This is a genomic window from Proteus myxofaciens ATCC 19692, assembly GCF_001654855.1.
Taxonomy (GTDB): Bacteria; Pseudomonadota; Gammaproteobacteria; order Enterobacterales; family Enterobacteriaceae; genus Proteus; species Proteus myxofaciens.
The window spans coordinates 1-19,443 of the sequence record NZ_LXEN01000047.1 but is presented as its reverse complement, the minus strand read 5'-3'; the positions used below and the strand labels follow the sequence as shown (position 1 = coordinate 19,443).

Below are 19,443 nucleotides of genomic sequence, written 5' to 3'. Positions count from 1 at the left end.
TAATGATTAAATTATTAGAACAAGCAATAGCACAAAATTTATTGCGTCCTTTAGATCTTCGTTTTGCACAAATGCTGGTGGCAGATAATAATCCGATATTACTGGTTGTTTTTGCCTATTTAAGTAGTCAAACAGGTGCTGGGCATGTTTGTTTACCCTTAAATATAATAGAACAAGATGCTTTATTTGATGGCAGATATCCTGAGTTATCCCATGCCCTCTGGCAGAAAATGGGAACACCCTCAAAAGAAAAAATACATAACGAGTTGATAAATAGCCCATGTGTAAATCAAGGTGATAATCATTCAAGCTCACCGATTGTTTTAGAAAATGACCTGCTTTATCTACAAAGAATGTGGCATTACGAAGAGCGAGTTGCTCAATTTTTTAAACAAACACATTCTGTAGCAGGCTTTGATAACAAAACGCTGTCTCAAATTTTAGAGATGCTTTTTCCAACATCAAATGACAATACAGAAACCAATTGGCAAAAAGTCGCGGCAAGTGTTGCTATGACTCGCCCCATTTCTATTATTTCTGGTGGCCCTGGTACTGGAAAAACAACAACGGTTGCTAAAATTTTAGCTGCTTTCGTGATGTTAACCGCAAATAATAAGCCAATTATCCAATTGGCTGCGCCAACAGGAAAAGCGGCAGCAAGATTAACAGAATCTTTAGGTAAAGCACTAGAACAGCTCTCTTTAAGTGAAGAAGAGCGAAAATGGATGCCAGAAAAAGCACAAACTATTCATCGATTATTGGGGGCTCAGCCTGAAAGCCAACAAGTACGTTATGACAGCAATAATCCACTGCAACTTGATATCTTAATTATTGATGAAGCCTCAATGGTCGATTTACCGATGATGGCTCGATTAATTGATGCTTTGCCTAAGCAATGTTATGTCATCTTCTTAGGTGATAAAGATCAACTCGCCTCTGTGGAAGCTGGTGCTGTATTAGGTGATATTTGCCGTTTTGCTGATGATGGTTTTAGCCGTGAACGATTTGAGCAAATTAACGCATTAACTCAAGGCGAACTCACGAAATCAGAAAAGCTAATTCCTATTTCTGAGAATCCCGTATCAGTTGTGAGTGATTCATTGTGTTTATTACGCAAAAGTTATCGATTTAGTGCGCATTCTGGGATTGGTAAACTCGCTTATGCAGTGAATCAAGGGCAAATAAAAACGGCTTTATCGTTATTAAAAAATGCTAGCTTATCATCTCAATCGACTGAAACTGTTGATGGTGTGCAGTTTATTTCTCTTGATAGTGATGAAAATTACATGCAAATGTTACAAGATGCTGTAAATGGCTATCGTTACTATTTAACACTCGTCGCAGAACATGCTTCACCAGATAGGATTTTAGATGCGTTTAATCAGTACCGTTTGCTTTGTGCTTTAAGAGAAGGACCTTTTGGTGTTTCAGGATTGAATGAACGTATTGAAATGCTATTACATCGTCAGCGCCTTATTAGGCGGCCAACAAATAGTTATCAGCGTGAATATATTGGGCGACCTATTATGATCCAACGAAATGATAGCACATTAGGGCTATTTAATGGGGATATTGGGATTATGCTCAATAATGATGAAGGTGAAATGAAAGCTTTTTTCCAATTACCTGATGGTACATTAAAGGCTATTCAACCTAGCCGATTACCACAACACGAAACAGCGTATGTGATGACGGTGCATAAATCACAAGGCTCTGAATTTGAACACACGGCTTTAGTACTGCCTAATCAGTTTTCACCTATTGTTAGCCGTGAATTGCTCTATACAGCGCTTACAAGGGCAAAACAAAAGCTTTCTCTTTATTCTTCTGAATACATGGTCAAAATGGCTATTCAAACACGTATTCAGCGACGTAGTGGATTGGTGGATAAACTTCGCTGTTAATATAGCTTTTAATATAAATGAAAAAAGACAGATATTGAGAGGTAAATATCTGTCTTTTATGTGTTTTATTCTTTTTTTAAGTCTAAGATTAATATCTTAGAACGACGTTGGTAGTTATATAACGCTTGTTTCTCTATGGGTAACTTATCGATTTCTGCTGGCTCAAATCCTTTTTCTTGGAACCAGTGAATACTTCGCGTTGTTAATACGAATAATTTTTCTAAGCCTATTTGTCTTGCATGAACAGAGACTCGTTGTAATAAAACTTCACCACGGCATGAACTACGATAATCAGGATGAACGGCAACACAGGCCATTTCACCTATCTTTTCTGATTGATAAGGATAGAGTGCAGCACACGCTATTGTCATATTATCGCGTTCAATAATAGTAAATTGGTCAATTTCCACTTCAAGCTGTTCTCTTGAACGTCGTACTAAAATACCTTGTTGCTCAAGAGGGCGAATAAGCTCTAATATTCCACCAATATCATTTATATTCGCTCGACGAACTTTTTCAGCACTTTCCATTACAATCTGTGTACCGATACCATCTCGTGAGAATAGTTCTTGAATAAGCGCACCATCAGATTGGTAACTTAAAAGATGACTGCGTTCAACACCACGACGACAAGCATTTACAGCACCACGTAAAAATCTAACGGTACCTGAGTGATAATCGCCTTCATTTTGAAGTTCTTGGATTTTATCTTCAGCTTGCTTCGGGAGTAATTCAGAAATAATACGACCTTCTTCATCCACAACACCTTGGAATGAACAAAAACCAATTAATTTTTCTGCTTTTAGCTTTATTGCTAGCTGTGTTGCGACTTCTTCTGATGTGAGATTAAAGCTTTCACCTGTAACAGAAACAGCAACAGGACCAATCAATACAATAGCATTACTTTCTAATTGACGGTGTATGGCATCTTCATCAATACGACGAATTTTACCACTATGACAATAATCCACACCTTCATCGACACCTAGCGGTTGTGCAATGACGAAATTACCGCTAACGACATTAATGTGCGCACCTTGTAGTGGAGTATTAGTTAAGCTCATTGATAAACGAGCTGTGATATCGAGCTGTAAAGTACCTGCTGCTTGCTTAACAATATCTAAAGTTTTGCTATCAGTAATACGAGTGTATTTATGATAGAGCGGGGAAATCTTGTGTATTTCAAGCGCGGAGTCTATTTGTGGTCTAGCACCATAAACTACGACTAAACGAATACCAAGGCTATGTAATAAGCCAATATCATTAATAATAGATGGAAAATTTTCATGGGCGATAGCTTCACCACCTAACATGATGACAAATGTTTTTCCTCTATGTGCATTAATATACGGAACCGAATGGCGGAATCCATCGACCAATTCGGTGCTTCGCTCTTTCATACCACCCTCTCAATTGAATTTTTATTCTAATTTATTGTATTTTTATTCTTTTTGAGTGCGAATGGCAAGTAAAATCCTATCTTATTGTTTTAATTAAAGGCAGAATATTTATGTAAAAGTGGGTAATTATATTGTTTTTGAGTGACAGTGAAGGTGGGATTGGGTAAAGTTTTTTGTTCAGATCAATTTTACTCTCTTTTTAGAGCTTATTGGCGTTATTGTTTTTTGGAAAATTTTCATGAGTCATTCAGAACATAATCAAACACGTCGTCGTCTTCTTAAAGGAATTGGCGCGTTATTATTGTTAAGTGTTAGTCCTGTCGGTTTAGCAGCAACGCCTTCTATTGTTGCTGTAAGGGTATGGCCTGCTTCGACTTATACTCGTGTGACTATAGAATCTAAAAAGCCACTAAAATATCGTCAATTTGCGTTATCAAACCCAGAACGCATAGTGGTTGATTTAGAAGGAGTTGAACTTAATAGTATCTTGAAAGGTGCGAGTAATCAGGTACAAACAAACGATCCTTACTTAAAGCTGATTCGCGTTGGCCAAAATACACCTCAAACAGTACGATTGGTGTTTGAAGTCAAAACACCTGTTCAACCCCAAATGTTCACACTTAAGCCTGTTGCTGAATTTAAAAATCGTTTAGTACTTGATTTTTATCCTGGTAATGGCGTATCTGATAAAGAAGATGATCCTCTATTAGCATTATTACGTGAATATAATGATGGGGATTTACAAAAAGCAGTGCCAGAGCAGAAAGATACCCGAAAACCAGGTAGAGCAGGGCGTGATAGACCCATTATTATCATGATTGATCCTGGCCATGGTGGTGAAGACCCTGGTGCGATTGGTAAGTATAAAACACGTGAGAAAGATGTCGTATTGCTTATTGCTCGTCGCTTAAGAGCACTGATTGATAAAGATCCAAAAATGAAAGCTTATATGACACGAAATGAGGATGTATTTATTCCACTCAAGGTTCGTGTTGCTAAAGCGAGAAAAATGCAGGCTGATCTTTTTGTTTCTATTCATGCTGATGCGTTTACTAATCGTTCTGCTAGAGGTTCTTCAGTATTTGCATTGTCGAAAACAGGCGCAACGAGTAATACAGCCCGCTACCTTGCTCAGACTCAGAATGAAGCTGACTTAATCGGTGGTGTGAGTAAAAGTGGCGATCGTTATGTTGATCATGCCATGCTCGATCTTGTACAAACGGCAACTATCAATGATAGCCTAAAATTTGGTAGTGAAGTGCTTAAATTGATGGGTGGTATTAATAAACTGCACAAGAATAAAGTGGATCAGGCTGGATTTGCGGTATTAAAAGCCCCTGAAATTCCTTCTATTTTAGTTGAGACTGCTTTTATCAGTAATATAGAAGAAGAAAGAAAACTCAAAACAGCGAAGTTTCAACAACAAATGGCAGAGTCTATTTTTAAAGGAATTAAAGCCTATTTTGCTAATGGTGGTGAATTAACGCTAGCTGATCGCTGATAATCATCTAAAATCTTTTATAGACCAGTAGGGAGTTATTTTTCTACTGGTTTTTTTATAAATGAAAATTACAAACGCGCGAAAAATAAAATTTAGAAATAATTTTAGGGAATTTAAGAAAAGGAAAATTTAAGAAATGATACATTTGATGAGATAATTGGTTGCGGGGGCTGGATTTGAACCAACGACCTTCGGGTTATGAGCCCGACGAGCTACCAAACTGCTCCACCCCGCGTCCGAAAAAAAGTTTTATAGAAATTGGTTGCGGGAGCCGGATTTGAACCAACGACCTTCGGGTTATGAGCCCGACGAGCTACCAGACTGCTCCATCCCGCGACTGAATCTATAAATTTCTTACTGCGTTATTACTTTGTGAATTGGTTGCGGGGGCTGGATTTGAACCAACGACCTTCGGGTTATGAGCCCGACGAGCTACCAAACTGCTCCACCCCGCGTCTCCACAGAGGGGCACTATACTCAGGATCTGCTAACTTGCAAGTTTTTTATGAAATTTTTACATATTTCTTTTAAAAGCGGTCACAAATGATCCATTAAGACGTAATTTTAGACAGTTCTGCTTTTATAGAATCAATTTATTTATTGGGTAAGAATAAAAAAACTGTGGAAATTTGCACATCCATATCTTTATTTATTTGCCTTTGGTATCTTTCTTACATTAGAACATTATCTTAGTAATTAAAGTGAGTGAAAAATGATCACGTGGCGTAAATCGTTAGTTTTGGGCATGGTGGCGTTGGCGTTGACAGGTTGTCATCGTCCAACAGAGCAAGGACAACAATATAACGATGGAAAGCTCAAACAAGATCTGATTGAAGTTAATTCGCCAAATACGCAAGGTAAACCTATAAATGGTTCAGATTATTTAGAGCAAATTAATCAAATAAGCCAAACATCGTCACGTTTATTTAATGGTAATAAAGAAACATATCACGCTGTAGAGAACTGGTTACGATCAGGTGCTGATACTCGTCAGTTACGTCAGTTCAATCTTTCAGCTTTCCAAATGGAAGGTGTAGATAATTATGGTAATGTGCAGTTTACAGGCTATTACACACCTGTATTAGAAGCACGTTTAACTCAGCAGGGTGAGTTTAAATATCCACTTTATAAAATGCCGGCCAATAGTCGCTCAAAATTACCTTCACGTGCTGCAATTTATAAAGGTGCTTTGAATAAGTCACTGATAGCCGCTTATAGTAATTCCATTATGGATAATTTTATGATGGAAGTACAAGGTAGTGGTTATGTTGATTTTGGTGATGGTAAACCACTCACTTTCTTTGGATATTCAGGTAAAAATGGACATCCTTATCGTAGCATCGGTAAAGTATTAATTGATAATGGTGAAGTGGCAAGAGAAGATATGTCAATGCTTGCGATTAGAGAATGGGCTGACAAGCACAATGCAGATGAAGTCAGAGAATTACTAGAAGCCAATCCATCATTTGTGTTTTTCAAACCAGAGCCTTTTGCCCCAGTAAGAGGGGCTAGCGCAATTCCATTAATTGCTAAAGCCTCTGTTGCTTCTGATAGAAGCATCATTCCTGCAGGTACTGTGCTATTGGCGGAAATTCCGCTATTAGATAATACGGGGAAATTTACAGGTCAATATCAAATGCGTTTGATGGTTGCACTTGATGTTGGTGGCGCAATTAAAGGGCATCATTTCGATATTTATCATGGAATAGGTAAAGACGCTGGTCATCAGGCTGGTTTCTATAATCATTATGGTCGAGTATGGGTATTAAAAAAATCACAAATAAATAAGCTTAATCCTGTACTATAAACCGATTTACTCTCCATTTTTCTATTATTCACGGTAAAATGATAAAACAACATGGCTATGGGGCATTCATAGCCATGCTTCTTTCAGTTATTAGGTTGTTATCGCATTATGCAAAATACATTATCAGAATCTTATTTACAGCGCTTTGCTGGAATAGGGCGGCTTTATGGGCAACAGGCCCTTTCTTATTTTTCACAAGCACATATTTGTGTTGTAGGGATTGGTGGTGTTGGGAGTTGGGCTGCTGAAGCATTAGCGCGTAGTGGAATTGGCGCAATTACTTTAATTGATATGGATGATGTTTGTGTCACTAATACGAATAGGCAAATTCACGCACTAAAAAAAAGTGTAGGACAGCCTAAATGTGATGTGATGAAACAGCGTATTTTAGAAATAAATCCAGACTGTATTGTCACTAGTATTGATGATTTTGTAACTGTCGATAACGTCGCTGAAATGATGAGCCGTGCTCAATTTGATTATGTTATTGATGCGATTGATAGTGTAAGACCAAAAGCAGCCCTTTTAGCCTATTGTCGACGTTATAAAATACCGGTGATCACAACAGGCGGTGCTGGAGGTCAAATTGATCCCACACAAATCCAAGTGGTTGATTTAGCAAAAACAGTTCAAGATCCATTAGCCGCCAAACTTCGTGAACGTCTTAAAGCTGATTTTAATGTTGTGAAAAACGGTAAAGGGAAACTTGGTATTGATTGTGTCTTTTCAACAGAACAGCTTGTCTATCCTCAAGAAGATGGCAGTGTTTGTGCAGCAAAAAGCTCAGCAAGTGGCGTGAAACGTATGGATTGCTCAGCGGGTTTTGGTGCTGTAACCATGGTAACGGCTTCTTTTGGTTTTATTGCTGTGTCACATGCTCTTAAAAAGATGCTAGCTAAGGCGCAACGAGAAGGGCGCCTGAAGTAGATATCATTGAGTTAATTGTGTTAATCGGCTAATAATCGCATGGACACCATCAGTTCGGGATTGGCTAATTTGATGAGCTAATCCTAACTGTTCAAAAATATCGAAGATATTCATCTTAGCAATTTCTTCCGCCGTTTTATTTTCAACGCTGGTGAGAATAACAGCGAGCAAGCCTTTTACAATACGGCCATCACTATCACCATAAACGTGGTATTTACCATTATCTTTTAATTCGACGCCTATCCAAACTCGATTTTCACAACCGTTGATCTCGTTTTCTGTTGTTTTTATCTCATCTGAGAGTGCTGGCAATTTGCGAGATAGCAGAATTAATTGACGGTATTTATCTTCCCATGCTTTTGATTTTTGAAAATCGTGAAACAATGTATCTAAGGTGATATCAGCACCAAAAGGGTGTGCTGTAGTGATATTGGGTTTATTGTCACTCATTATTTTATTCATCATTTAATAGTGTTAAAGCAAAATTAATAGCATCAATTAATCTATCAATATCAGAAAATTGATTATAAGGCATAAAAGAGACTCGTAAACAGCCTGAAATACGTAAAGCATCAATCAAAGGTTGAGCACAATGTTGTCCTGTTCTTAGTGCAATACCGTTTTCAGAAATTAAAGTAGCTAAATCGCTATGATGAACACCAGAAAAATTAAAAGAAAGAATAGGGGAACGAGAGGCTCGATAACTGATAAACCCTGTAAATTCACTAAGGCGTTTTTCTGCATAATCTGCTAATTCTACTGCATATTGATTTGCTCTTAGCATATTTTGCTGGCTCATCCAGTTCAATGTAGCATTAAACGCGAGTACTCCAGAAATATTAGGGGTTCCTGCTTCAAAGCGATGAGGGATAGCTGCTGGCGTAAATCCATCAAAAGTGACTTTTGTTAGCATTTTACCACCGCCATGCCAAGGCGACATGCTTTCTAAATATTCACGTTTACCATAACAAACGCCTAATCCTGTAGGCCCATAAAGTTTATGTGCAGAAAAAACATAGAAATCGATATTAAGAGCGGTTACATCAATGGCTTCATGCACGATCCCCTGAGCACCATCAACAATTAATAAACAATTATCATATTCATGAATACAGGTTGAAACTTCATTTAGTGCGATTTGAGCTCCTGTTATATTAGACATTTGGCTAATAGCAACAGCACGAGTTCGGTGATTGAGTAAACGCTTTAACGTTGTCATTGAAGGAAGAAAATCATCTTCAATAGGCCAACAAATAACATGCGCGCCAGTTTGCTCTGCTAATATTAACCAAGGAATAAGATTGGCATGATGTTCTTGCTCACTCACAATAATTTCATCACCTGGTTGTAAGCGTGCACGAAAATAGCTTTGAGTAATAAAATTGACAGATTCTGTTGTGCCTTTTGTCCAAATAATGGTATCACTATCTGGTGCATTGATTAATTCACCAACCCTGTTTCGCGTTGCTTCAAATTGTGTTGTTATTTCTTTTGCTTGCTGATGCTGGCTACGATGAACGGTGGCGAAACTATGTCGATAAAAATCATCAGAAGCCTCAATCATAGCTAACGGCTTTAATGAAGTTGCTGCACTATCAAGATAAATTGAGGTTTCTTGTATTGCAGGAAATTGTTGTCGAAATTGGTCTGGCGAAAATGTATTCATAATAAAGTTATGTTAGCTGTTAAAAACGCATCTAAATAGTGATTAAAAACAGATCTATAAATTATAGGGTTAATTATATTTTTTTATAACGAGAAAGATAAATTTAGCACCATATAAGACATTAAGATATTTATAGTAGCATGATAAACCGCTTGAGAGTGGAGTTGATAAAAAATCCCACTATTTATCATTATGTTCAATTTATTTTTTTGCTATTTTAAAAATATCTATGCTGTTTTTTTGCATATTTATAATAATATGAGAGTATAGAAAGGCTTAAAGTCGCATTATAGGCGAAAAAAGAGTATTAGTTGTACAAAATGAGAGAATAAAAAAAGCACCGCCTTGGCGGTGCATTATAAAATCACTATGGACAGACAGGGTAAATGTACAGGAAGTGAAAAAAACAGTAGCAAACGCTACTAAGTCTGGAATTTCCAGACAACTTGCAAACACAACATCACAACCACAAAGCCAAAAGTTTTGAAGTATTGCTACAACACAACTTTTCGTTCCGGCTTAGGAAGTGCGCCTACTATAGGTATTTACTGGCTAATCATCAAGGGACAATTTATAATGCTTCGCATAAAAAAAACTAATGATGAATGTTAGCATTTGCTAATAGTTAAATAGAGGTTTAAGAACCGAATATGTCTAAACGTTTACCGCCACTAAATGCACTTAGAGTGTTTGATTCAGCGGCTCGTCATTTAAGCTTTACTAAAGCGGCTGAAGAACTCTTTGTTACCCAAGCTGCTGTCAGTCATCAAATTAAAACACTAGAAGAATTTCTTGGCCTAAAATTATTTAGAAGGCGTAATCGCTCTCTTTTATTGACAGAAGAAGGGCAAAGTTATTATCTTGATATTAAAGAAATATTTTCATCAATTAACGAGGCAACTCGTAAATTACTTGCGAGAAGTGCGAAAGGTGCACTTACTGTTAGTCTTTCTCCTAGTTTTGCGATTCAATGGCTAGTACCTCGACTTTCTGGATTTAATCAAGCTTATCCAGGTATTGATGTTCGTATACAAGCTGTTGATAGAGAAGAAGATAAACTTGCTGATGATGTAGATGTTGCTATTTTTTATGGTAGAGGGAATTGGACTGGATTACGAACAGATAGGCTTTATGCTGAATATTTAATTCCAGTTTGTGCCCCTACTTTATTAACGGGTGAAAAACCATTAAAAACACCGGCCGATCTGATTTATCATACATTGTTACATGATTCATCTCGCCGTGACTGGCAAGCTTATATGCGACAACTAGAGATGCAAAATCAGATAAATGTACAGCAAGGCCCCATTTTTAGTCATAGCTCAATGGTCATTCAAGCTGCTGTGCATGGACAAGGTGTTGCGTTGGTTAACAACGTAATGGCGCGTAGTGAAATAGAATCAGGTCGATTAGTCAGACCTTTTCAAGATGTGCTTGTCAGTAAAAATGCATTTTATTTAGTCTGCCAAGATAGTCAGGCTGAATTAGGAAAAATAGCCGCTTTTCGCCAATGGATTTTATCTCAAGCCGCGAATGAGCAAGAAAAACTTGGTTTATTGACATCGGCATAATAGTTGTATTGGCAATATTGCCTAATTAAGAAGGAATTATAGTGAATAGTCGTACATTGCTTATGTTTTCTGCGATTAGTGGTTTTTTCTATGTTGCGTTTGGGGCTTTTGCTACGCATTCGCTAGGGCCTCATTTATCGCCACAACATTGGGAATATATTCAACTCGCGATGCGCTATCAAATAGTGCATACCCTATTAATGGTGGGTTTAGCCGCAATATTGATGCGAAAAACAGTTTTATGGTTTTATTGGGCAGGAATTTTCTTTACTGCGGGTATTTTATTATTTAGCGGTAGCCTTTATTGTATGGCGCTAACACAAGCTAGATTATTAGCTTATTTTACACCTGTTGGTGGATTTAGTTTTCTTATTGGATGGGCTTTAATTTTTATTGGCGCTTTGCGTCTAAGGGCACCGGCGTATCGCCATGAATAAAGTAGCATTATATTGTCGTCAAGGTTTTGAAAAAGAATGTGCGGCGGAGATAACAGACAAAGCAGGTCAAATTGGCGTTTATGGCTTTGCTCGAGTAAAAGATGCCAGTGGTTACGTTCTTTTTGAATGCTATCAAGAAGGTGATGCGGATAAAATTATTCGCCAAGTTAATTTTCGTGAATTAATTTTTGCTCGTCAAATGTTTGTGACGGGTGAATTACTAAAAGATCTTTCACCTGAAGATAGAATTACGCCTATTATTGGTATGTTACAAGGTACTGTAGAAAAGGCGGGTGAGTTACGCGTTGAAGTGGCTGATACTAATGAAAGTAAAGAACTACTTAAATTTTGTCGTAAATTTACGGTTCCTTTGCGTAACAAACTTCGTAGTGAAAAAATCTTACTAAAAGTGGAAAATTTTAGTCGCCCTGTTATTCATGTCTTTTTTATTGCTTCAGGGTGTTGTTATGTCGGTTATTCTTATAGTTTTAATAACTCGCCATTTTATATGGGGATCCCGCGTTTAAAATTCCCATCAGATGCACCTAGTCGTTCAACGTTAAAACTTGAAGAAGCATTTCACGTATTTATTCCTTATGAAGAATGGGAAGAGCGTTTAGCCAGCGGAATGAAGGCCGTTGATTTAGGAGCCTGCCCTGGCGGTTGGACTTATCAATTAGTTAAACGTAGCATGATGGTACATGCTGTTGATAATGGTCCTATGGCTCAATCTTTAATGGATACAGGGCAAGTGAAACATCATCAAGCTGATGGTTTTAGATTTGAACCTATGAGTAAAAATATCACATGGCTTGTCTGTGATATGGTTGAAAAACCGGCTAAAGTTGCGGCATTAATGACAACATGGGTTGTCAATGAATGGTGCCGAGAAGCGATTTTTAACCTAAAATTACCAATGAAAAAACGCTATGAAGAGGTTTCTCATATTTTAGAAAAAATAAAGGCTGAGTTGGCTGAAAAGGGTATTAATGCCAAAGTTCAAGCAAAACACCTTTATCATGATAGAGAGGAAATAACGGTACATATCCAAAATATTTGGGCTGCTTACCGTCCTGATCGTGAGTTTTAAAATAACATAACGAGAAAAAATGAATTGAGAGAAAGCTGAGTCTTTATATAAGCTCAGCTTTTTTATTATCTATATTATTTATTCTTTTGTATGTATCTCTTATTTCAAACGCAGTTGCTGAAGGTTACCGTTTAATTGAATATCAGTTTGTAATGTTGTAATTTTACGGCTAATAAAAGCGGCTTCTTTGTGAGTAATAAGTTTGTTTTGCCACTTAGTCGGAATATCTTCAATATTTTGATAAAGCGTTTCTAAATTAGGGTAGGTTTGTAACAATTCGCTGGCACTTTTAGGGCCAATGCCGATAACTCCCGTGACTTTACTGCTACTTACTCCACATAATCCCCAATAATCTATCAATTGAGAGGGCTCTACACCAAATTCTGCACGAATAAAGGCTAAATCAAGCCAGCGACGTTGAAAGTAATCTCTAATGCGAATTGAAGGTGAAAGCAGTTGGCAATAACCTTTATCTGTCGAAATAATCGTTACGTTATGGCCCGCTTGCGCAACTTTCGTTGCTAGCGTTGCAGCAACGTCATCGGCCTCATCACCGCCAGAATGCCAACTTTCTATGCCTAAATTAAGAAGCATTGCTTTTATTTCAGGCAGTTGTTGGTGTAGCTCATCAGGCATAGGTGAACGGCCTGCTTTATATTCAGGTAATAACTGATGGCGCCAACTATTTTCTCTATCATCTTCATCAAAAACAGCCACAACATGAGTAGGTTGAGTGTGACCGAGAAGTTGTTTAACACTTTGTTCGCAAACATTAAGGCAAGAAGAACCTGATGCCGCATGAATGCGGCGGATCAGGTTTAATGCATCGATAATTAATAGATGTATCATAATTAACTAGCTAATTATTTCATAGCAAGGTTGATAAGCCGTGCCACCAGGTAGCTTCATACGATGTTGCTCAACAAAACCTGCCAGCAATATATCCATTCTGCGCATAATATCGCTTTCACCATGAATTTTATAAGGTCCATGGTTTTCAATGGCTTTCATACCAACTTCTTTTACGTTACCAGCCACAATACCAGAAAAAGCGCGACGTAAATCTGCTGCAAGTTTTTCAGGTGGTTGATTGGTGGTTAGATTAAGTGCAGCCATATTTTCATGGGTTGGTTCAAATGGATGTTGCAAATCTGAACTAATTTTCATTGACCAGTTAAAGCTATAAGCATCACCGGTACTACGGCGATTATCCTTAACTAATGGCATATATTTTTTCATGACACGCGCAACTTCAGCCGCATCATCAATAATAATTTGGTAATGACGTTGTGCTTCTTTACCTAATGTATTGGCAATAAAGTCATCAAGAACGCGGAAATAATCAGCACTCTCTTTAGGACCCGTTAATATAAGTGGTAAAACTTGATCTTGGTTTTCTGGTGACATCAAAATACCAAGTAAATATAGAAGTTCTTCAGCTGTTCCTACACCACCAGGGAATATGATAATACCATGACCAATACGCACGAATGTTTCTAATCGTTTTTCGATATCTGGCATGATAAGTAATTCATTTACAAGCGGATTAGGTGGCTCAGCAGCAATGATTGAAGGTTCAGTGACACCAATAAAGCGACTATTATGATAACGCTGTTGCGCATGACCCACAGCTGCACCCTTCATTGGTGCTTCCATGGCTCCAGGCCCACAACCAGTACAGATATTTAGTTCACGTAGGCCTAGTTCATTACCTACTTTTCTGCCATAGAGGTATTCGGTTTCATTAATAGAGTGACCACCCCAACAGACAATCATATTAGGATCTTCATCGATATGTAACGCTCTTGCATTACGTAAGATAGAGAAAATAGTATTGGTAATATGCGTGCTATTTTCTAAATTCAAATGAAGATTACGTTTTGCCGTCGTTATTTGACCATGAACAAATAAGATATCACGTAGTACAGCAAATAAGTTTGCTTGCAGTGAGCGAATAATTTTGCCATCAACAAAGGCATCTTCAGGAGGATTAACTAATTCTAATTTCACACCACGTTCACGACGCAGTACGTTAATATCAAAATCTTGGTATCTAGATAACAGTTCTTTACTACTATCAGTAAGGCTACCAGAGTTGAGAACGGCTAGAGAGCAGTTGCGAAACAGTTGATAAAGATCACTGCTCGCAGTTCTTTTTAGCATATCAACTTCTAGCTGTGAAAGCAGATCCATGGAACCTAATGGGCTGACATGAGTTATCACGTAGGACTCCTTTTTTTCCTGAAATAACAAACTGAAGTGTCATTTATATAGCACAGTTCACATTAATATACAGGCGATATTCTCGTTATTGTCTGGCTAATCGGCGTGTTTCTGGAGCAAACTCGCAATTACTACGCCAAGGGTTAATATCTAATCCACCCCTGCGCGTATATCTTGCATAGACAGTAAGTGTTTCAGGTGAACAAAATTGCATAATATCGTGGAAAATACGTTCAATACATTGTTCATGAAATTCGTTATGTTGTCTAAAAGAGACTAGATAACGCAGTAGTTTCTCACGATTAATTTTCTTACCCTTATACTTTATCATGACAGAACCCCAATCTGGCTGATGAGTAATAAGGCAGTTTGATTTTAACAGATGGCTGACTAAGGTTTCTTCAACTTGTGTATCAGTTGTCGATTCGTTTAACCATTGAGCATCAAATTGGTAATTATCAATATTAATATCTTGCTCATCAATACACTCACCTTCAAAATCAACGATAGGTTGTGAAGTAAAGTGTGACAAGGGATAAAGAGACAGGTTTACTTTACCTTTAGCACAAGCAGTTAAATCATTAAGTAGCGTTTTTTCAACCTGCTCCCAGCTTTCAAAGCGTGTTTGATTAAAACTGTTAAGATAAAGCTTGAAACTTTTTGATTCAATGAGGTTTTCTGTCGTAGCATCCAGTTCAATATACCCTATTGCGACTTGAGGTAAACCTTTACTATTTAGCCAAGAGAGCTCATACATCGTCCATATATCGCCTCCATGAAAAGGTAAATTTTCGTTGGTTAAAGCGAGTGTTTGGCGATTCAGTAGGCGAGGTACACCTTGTAATAAGGTTGCATCATATTCGCTGTGGTACTCTGTTTTTTTCCCTAACGATAGGGCCTCGAGAGATTTATCTCCCTGATATAGCGACATAATTCCGTCCTAATTTCATCAAAAAGTAGAATAAGCAGTAATTATACTATTGAAACACCAATAGTATATTAATGCATTATTTTTGATGCTCTGAATTGATGCCATAATCAGGTAACATACATCATTATTCCATTTTTATAGCAAATAGCAGATAACATGATTGAGAATATCTCCACTGAATTAGCGTCATTTACTCAAAAATATGTCGATTTATGGCAAGATAAATCAGGTTTTCCACCTGCTAGCCATGAACTTTACGGTGTACCATCACCTTGTATTTCTAGAACGGGGGAGGATATTGTTTATTGGTTACCACAGCCTTTTACAGGTACTGATAAACTTACTAATGTTGAAAAAGCAATGGGAATTGTGATCCGCCCTGAATTACATGATTATTTTAGTACTCAATATGCAGGTGATATGCAGGTCCGTTTTAATAATATAGTGTTTAGTTTGATCCAAGTATGGAGTGAAGACGATTTTATTCGCTTACAAGAAAATATCATTGGTCACCTTGTTACTCAAAAACGCCTTAAACTAACACCAACCGTGTTTATTGGTACAACAGATTCAGAGCAAGAAATTATTTCGGTATGTAATATATCGGGGGAAGTTATTCTTGAGCTTTTTGGTCAGAAAAAAAGAGACGTATTATCTAAAAATTTATCAACATTTTTAGCAGAACTGACGCCTATTTTTGAATTATAGTGTAAGTTTATGACGCAATTTTTTGTGAGATATATCTTACAAAAAGAGTGCGATTTTATGGAATGAAATTGATAGAAGAAAAAATATTTTCTATTTATTTAACAATAGCAAGCAGTTATAAAAGCATTATTATTATCAATAATAATAAGCCTTATATTGCTTATGTAGAGTGGGTTGTTTAACTAACCAATTGTTGGCATTCTACGTCCGCCAAGTAAAGGATTGTTTGGTGACCGAACGATAAATACAAAGTAATCATGGATGCAGGAAATAGGATGTTTCCAATAATGCAAGATACAGGCTGAATCGCAGGGATAGAATAAATCGGTCTTGCTAGGATGCACGTGTTGTAACAGACAACGCACTCTTCTTGTCTAAAAGGAGTTTCGGCTCCTTTTATTTTTTTATTTTTTCTTATCCAATCTCAATGTTATCTTTATACTTCCTAAAACTAATATTAAGGAATTGATGATGACATCAGCACATCCTGTCTTAGCGAAATTAAAATTAATTGAAGATGAGATGAAAAAAATAGAACTATGGCAAATAGAGTCGCCTTCAGAAGCTTCATTTCAAAGTACACAGCCTTTTTGTATTGATACTATGCAAGCGCATGAGTGGCTACAATGGGTGCTTATCCCTCGATTAACATCTGTTATTGATAGTGGTATGCCTTTACCTACCCCATTTGCTATCTCCCCTTATTATGAAGAGACATATAAAGACGACGAAACGCGTGATTATACTGACTTATTAAATCATCTTCGTGAACTTGACGCGTTTTTTGGATAAAAAGGCATAGAATGCTAGATATTATTTATCAAGATGAATATCTCGTTGCTGTGAATAAACCCGCAGGGTGGCTTGTTCATCGTAGTTGGTTAGATAGACACGAAACTGTATTTGTTATGCAGACGTTAAGAGATCAAATAGGACAGCACGTTTTTCCTGTACACCGCTTAGATAGACCAACATCAGGTGTATTATTAATGGCGCTTTCTTCAGATGTTGCAAGGCTACTTTCTCAATCTTTTGAACAACATAAAACAGAAAAAATTTATCATGCTATTGTGCGTGGCTATGTTGAGTCTGAGCTATTGATTGATAGTCCTTTAATGGAAGAACAAGATAAAATAGCCGATAAATTCGCAACGCAGGCGCCTAAACTTCAAGAATGTATTACTCATTGTGTTCCTTTGGCTACGGTAGAAAAAGAGGTCGCTATTGGTCGTTATTCGACATCTCGATTTAGTTTACTCGAGCTTCGACCTGAAACCGGTCGTAAACATCAATTACGCAGACATATGTCACATATTCGACATCCTATTATTGGTGATACGGCACATGGTGATTTAAAACAAAATCGTGGAGTAGTAACAAATTTTCAATCACGTCGCTTGATGTTGCATGCAAGCCATCTAAACTTAATTCATCCTATAACAGAACAACCGTTACGTTTAACAGCACAATGGGATATTCCTTGGCAGCATTTAATTAATCAATTTGGTTGGCGTGGGATTAGGCCTGCATTAGAGCAACACGGTGAAGATCTCACCTGTCATTTTTGATTTATTTATTTTGATAAATAACTTATTTCTAATTGCAACTATCAAGACTTATTTACTTAAGTCTTGATAGTTTGCGCAAATCAATAGCTGTTTTAACTCTATGTAAAAACATCCTCTTATCTAAATTAATAACAATTCATCTATTGAAACGTGACAGCAATCATGTATTCGAAAGCCGATTTATTTTATGATGTGAATTAATTCAAGGCTATCATAAGATAAGCTAATGAAATTTAATCCATTTACACAATTCTAATAAAAAAAATAATATAACCCAAGTTTCGGGAGTCTGCTTGATGTTCAAAAACTTATTTGTAGTTTTGCAAAAAATCGGAAAATCCTTGATGTTACCGGTATCTGTTTTACCTATTGCCGGTATTCTGTTAGGGGTGGGTTCCGCTGATCTTTCGTGGATACCTTCTTCAGTTTCTCAGGTCATGGCTGAAGCAGGTGGTTCTGTCTTTTCTAATATGCCTCTTATTTTCGCAATTGGTGTTGCGTTAGGGTTTACGAACAATGATGGTGTATCAGCATTAGCTTCTGTTGTTGCATACGGTATTATGTCTAAGACCATGATTGTCGTAGCGCCATGGGTTCTTGGTCTTACACCTGCTGAGGTAGAAGCGCAGCATTTAACCGATACTGGGGTTTTAGGGGGTATTATCGCGGGTATTATCGCCGCCTCCATGTTTAACCGCTTTTATCGTATTAAATTACCAGAATATTTAGGCTTCTTTGCTGGTAAACGCTTTGTTCCTATTATTTCTGGTTTAATCGCTATTTTTGTTGGTGTGATACTTTCATTTGTTTGGCCTCCTATTGGTACGGCAATCCAACGTTTTTCAGAGTGGGCTGCGTATCAAAATCCAGCAGTTGCTTTTGGTATTTACGGTGTCGTTGAGCGTTCGTTAGTGCCATTTGGTTTGCACCATATCTGGAACGTACCATTTCAAATGCAAGTGGGTGAATATGTAAATAGCGCAGGTCAAGTTTTCCACGGTGATATTCCTCGCTATATGGCAGGTGACCCAACTGCGGGTATGTTATCAGGTGGTTTCTTATTTAAAATGTTTGGTCTACCAGCCGCAGCCATTGCTATTTGGCATTCAGCACGCCCTGAAAATCGTGCCAAAGTTGGTGGTATCATGATTTCAGCTGCATTAACTGCCTTCTTAACAGGGATAACAGAGCCAATTGAATTCTCATTTATGTTCGTTGCGCCTATCCTATATGTTATCCATGCTATTTTAGCGGGCTTAGCATTTGTTATTTGTATTTTATTAGGTATGCGTGATGGTACTAGTTTCTCTCATGGCTTAATCGATTTTATCGTGTTAAGTGGTAATAGTAGCAAGCTGTATCTATTCCCAATTATAGGTTTGCTATATGCTGCAACTTATTACACTATCTTCCGTTTCTTAATTGCAAAATTAAACCTGAAAACACCAGGTCGTGAAGTTGAAGATAAAAATGCGAAACAATCAGATCAAAGTGCAATGGGACAATCTTTAGTTACAGCCTTTGGTGGTAAAGATAATATTAGTAGCTTAGATGCTTGTATTACACGTTTACGTATTGGTGTTAAAGATATTGCAAAAGTCGATCGTGACGAGCTAAAAAGATTAGGCGCTGCGGGAGTGGTCGTCGTAGGTTCGGGAATTCAAGCAATATTTGGACCTAAATCTGATAACTTAAAAACTGAAATGGATG

General features: G+C 37.4%; 17 protein-coding genes and 3 tRNA genes. 11 read left to right on the top strand and 9 right to left on the bottom strand.

Translation table 11 applies throughout. The features are described from left to right. Positions 1-2 precede the first annotated feature (2 nt). Entirely contained in the window at positions 3-1,904 is a 1,902-nt protein-coding gene (recD, locus tag M983_RS05665; RefSeq protein WP_066748396.1) for an exodeoxyribonuclease V subunit alpha, read from the top strand. Between the two features lie 65 nt (positions 1,905-1,969). Here recD and argA read toward each other — a convergent pair whose 3' ends face one another. Continuing rightward, the gene (argA, locus tag M983_RS05660; RefSeq protein ID WP_066748393.1) at positions 1,970-3,304 is read right to left on the bottom strand and encodes an amino-acid N-acetyltransferase; all 1,335 of its coding nucleotides are present in this window, start codon (positions 3,302-3,304) and stop codon (positions 1,970-1,972) included. A 238-nt stretch (positions 3,305-3,542) separates the two neighbouring features. Between argA and amiC the strand changes: the two genes are divergently transcribed. Continuing rightward, a complete protein-coding gene (amiC, locus tag M983_RS05655) occupies positions 3,543-4,805 on the top strand; it encodes an N-acetylmuramoyl-L-alanine amidase AmiC (RefSeq protein ID WP_066748390.1) in 1,263 nt (420 codons plus the stop codon). A 158-nt stretch (positions 4,806-4,963) separates the two neighbouring features. On the opposite strand, the gene M983_RS05650 is transcribed toward amiC, so the two are convergent. The 3 genes from M983_RS05650 to M983_RS05640 all read right to left on the bottom strand — a co-directional run bounded on the left by M983_RS05650 (position 4,964) and on the right by M983_RS05640 (position 5,260). Next, positions 4,964-5,040 (bottom strand) — tRNA-Met (locus M983_RS05650). Positions 5,041-5,064: 24 nt separating this feature from the next. Then, a tRNA-Met gene (locus M983_RS05645) sits at positions 5,065-5,141 on the bottom strand. A gap of 42 nt (positions 5,142-5,183) precedes the next feature. Then, positions 5,184-5,260, bottom strand: a tRNA-Met gene (locus M983_RS05640). Positions 5,261-5,517: 257 nt separating this feature from the next. On the opposite strand from M983_RS05640, the gene mltA reads away from it, so the two are divergent. Both mltA and tcdA read left to right on the top strand, forming a co-directional pair. Beyond that, entirely contained in the window at positions 5,518-6,612 is a 1,095-nt protein-coding gene (gene mltA, locus M983_RS05635; RefSeq protein ID WP_066748387.1) for a murein transglycosylase A, read from the top strand. Between the two features lie 108 nt (positions 6,613-6,720). Then, a complete protein-coding gene (tcdA, locus tag M983_RS05630; protein ID WP_066748384.1) occupies positions 6,721-7,539 on the top strand; it encodes a tRNA cyclic N6-threonylcarbamoyladenosine(37) synthase TcdA in 819 nt (272 codons plus the stop codon). A 3-nt stretch (positions 7,540-7,542) separates the two neighbouring features. On the opposite strand, the gene csdE is transcribed toward tcdA, so the two are convergent. Together csdE and csdA are read right to left on the bottom strand one after the other, a co-directional pair. Then, entirely contained in the window at positions 7,543-7,989 is a 447-nt protein-coding gene (gene csdE, locus M983_RS05625) for a cysteine desulfurase sulfur acceptor subunit CsdE (RefSeq protein ID WP_066748381.1), read from the bottom strand. A gap of 4 nt (positions 7,990-7,993) precedes the next feature. Then, complete coding sequence (csdA, locus tag M983_RS05620) at positions 7,994-9,205, bottom strand: cysteine desulfurase CsdA (protein ID WP_066748378.1); 1,212 nt, start codon at positions 9,203-9,205, stop codon at positions 7,994-7,996. A gap of 650 nt (positions 9,206-9,855) precedes the next feature. On the opposite strand from csdA, the gene M983_RS05615 reads away from it, so the two are divergent. Genes M983_RS05615 through rlmM form a run of 3 tightly spaced genes read left to right on the top strand, consistent with a single transcriptional unit; the run spans position 9,856 to position 12,303 of the window. Continuing rightward, on the top strand, positions 9,856-10,776 hold the full coding sequence (locus M983_RS05615; RefSeq protein ID WP_066748375.1) for a transcriptional regulator GcvA: 921 nt from the start codon (positions 9,856-9,858) through the stop codon (positions 10,774-10,776). A 41-nt stretch (positions 10,777-10,817) separates the two neighbouring features. Further along, the gene (locus tag M983_RS05610) at positions 10,818-11,213 is read left to right on the top strand and encodes a DUF423 domain-containing protein (protein ID WP_066748363.1); all 396 of its coding nucleotides are present in this window, start codon (positions 10,818-10,820) and stop codon (positions 11,211-11,213) included. Continuing rightward, the gene (gene rlmM, locus M983_RS05605) at positions 11,206-12,303 is read left to right on the top strand and encodes a 23S rRNA (cytidine(2498)-2'-O)-methyltransferase RlmM (protein ID WP_066748360.1); all 1,098 of its coding nucleotides are present in this window, start codon (positions 11,206-11,208) and stop codon (positions 12,301-12,303) included. The genes M983_RS05610 and rlmM overlap by 8 nt, the downstream gene beginning before the upstream one ends. Before the next feature lie 99 nt (positions 12,304-12,402). Here the strand turns inward: rlmM and xni are convergent, their stop codons facing one another. The 3 genes from xni to queF all read right to left on the bottom strand — a co-directional run bounded on the left by xni (position 12,403) and on the right by queF (position 15,457). Then, positions 12,403-13,152 (bottom strand): flap endonuclease Xni, encoded by a 750-nt coding sequence (gene xni / locus M983_RS05600; protein WP_066748357.1) that lies wholly within the window; start codon positions 13,150-13,152, stop codon positions 12,403-12,405. A gap of 6 nt (positions 13,153-13,158) precedes the next feature. Then, positions 13,159-14,526, bottom strand: a complete 1,368-nt coding sequence (gene ppnN, locus M983_RS05595; protein ID WP_066748354.1) for a nucleotide 5'-monophosphate nucleosidase PpnN — start codon at positions 14,524-14,526, stop codon at positions 13,159-13,161. Between the two features lie 85 nt (positions 14,527-14,611). Then, on the bottom strand, positions 14,612-15,457 hold the full coding sequence (gene queF / locus M983_RS05590) for an NADPH-dependent 7-cyano-7-deazaguanine reductase QueF (RefSeq protein ID WP_066748352.1): 846 nt from the start codon (positions 15,455-15,457) through the stop codon (positions 14,612-14,614). Positions 15,458-15,613: 156 nt separating this feature from the next. Between queF and syd the strand changes: the two genes are divergently transcribed. The 4 genes from syd to ptsG form a co-directional block, all read left to right on the top strand. After that, entirely contained in the window at positions 15,614-16,165 is a 552-nt protein-coding gene (gene syd / locus M983_RS05585; protein ID WP_066748349.1) for a SecY-interacting protein, read from the top strand. Between the two features lie 471 nt (positions 16,166-16,636). After that, the gene (locus M983_RS05580) at positions 16,637-16,957 is read left to right on the top strand and encodes a YqcC family protein (RefSeq protein ID WP_066748346.1); all 321 of its coding nucleotides are present in this window, start codon (positions 16,637-16,639) and stop codon (positions 16,955-16,957) included. Between the two features lie 11 nt (positions 16,958-16,968). After that, positions 16,969-17,733, top strand: a complete 765-nt coding sequence (truC, locus tag M983_RS05575) for a tRNA pseudouridine(65) synthase TruC (protein ID WP_066748343.1) — start codon at positions 16,969-16,971, stop codon at positions 17,731-17,733. Positions 17,734-18,029: 296 nt separating this feature from the next. Then, a partial coding sequence (gene ptsG, locus M983_RS05570) for a PTS glucose transporter subunit IIBC (RefSeq protein ID WP_066748340.1) occupies positions 18,030-19,443 on the top strand: 1,414 nt, incomplete at its 3' end.

Bases quoted from the DNA above. Each gene is read 5' to 3' on its own strand.
- recD (WP_066748396.1), top strand. From the start codon at position 3: ATGATTAAATTATTAGAACAAGCAATAGCACAAAATTTATTGCGTCCT.
- argA (WP_066748393.1), bottom strand. From the start codon at position 3,304: ATGAAAGAGCGAAGCACCGAATTGGTCGATGGATTCCGCCATTCGGTT.
- amiC (WP_066748390.1), top strand. From the start codon at position 3,543: ATGAGTCATTCAGAACATAATCAAACACGTCGTCGTCTTCTTAAAGGA.
- mltA (WP_066748387.1), top strand. From the start codon at position 5,518: ATGATCACGTGGCGTAAATCGTTAGTTTTGGGCATGGTGGCGTTGGCG.
- tcdA (WP_066748384.1), top strand. From the start codon at position 6,721: ATGCAAAATACATTATCAGAATCTTATTTACAGCGCTTTGCTGGAATA.
- csdE (WP_066748381.1), bottom strand. From the start codon at position 7,989: ATGAGTGACAATAAACCCAATATCACTACAGCACACCCTTTTGGTGCT.
- csdA (WP_066748378.1), bottom strand. From the start codon at position 9,205: ATGAATACATTTTCGCCAGACCAATTTCGACAACAATTTCCTGCAATA.
- M983_RS05615 (WP_066748375.1), top strand. From the start codon at position 9,856: ATGTCTAAACGTTTACCGCCACTAAATGCACTTAGAGTGTTTGATTCA.
- rlmM (WP_066748360.1), top strand. From the start codon at position 11,206: ATGAATAAAGTAGCATTATATTGTCGTCAAGGTTTTGAAAAAGAATGT.
- xni (WP_066748357.1), bottom strand. From the start codon at position 13,152: ATGATACATCTATTAATTATCGATGCATTAAACCTGATCCGCCGCATT.
- queF (WP_066748352.1), bottom strand. From the start codon at position 15,457: ATGTCGCTATATCAGGGAGATAAATCTCTCGAGGCCCTATCGTTAGGG.
- syd (WP_066748349.1), top strand. From the start codon at position 15,614: ATGATTGAGAATATCTCCACTGAATTAGCGTCATTTACTCAAAAATAT.
- M983_RS05580 (WP_066748346.1), top strand. From the start codon at position 16,637: ATGACATCAGCACATCCTGTCTTAGCGAAATTAAAATTAATTGAAGAT.
- truC (WP_066748343.1), top strand. From the start codon at position 16,969: ATGCTAGATATTATTTATCAAGATGAATATCTCGTTGCTGTGAATAAA.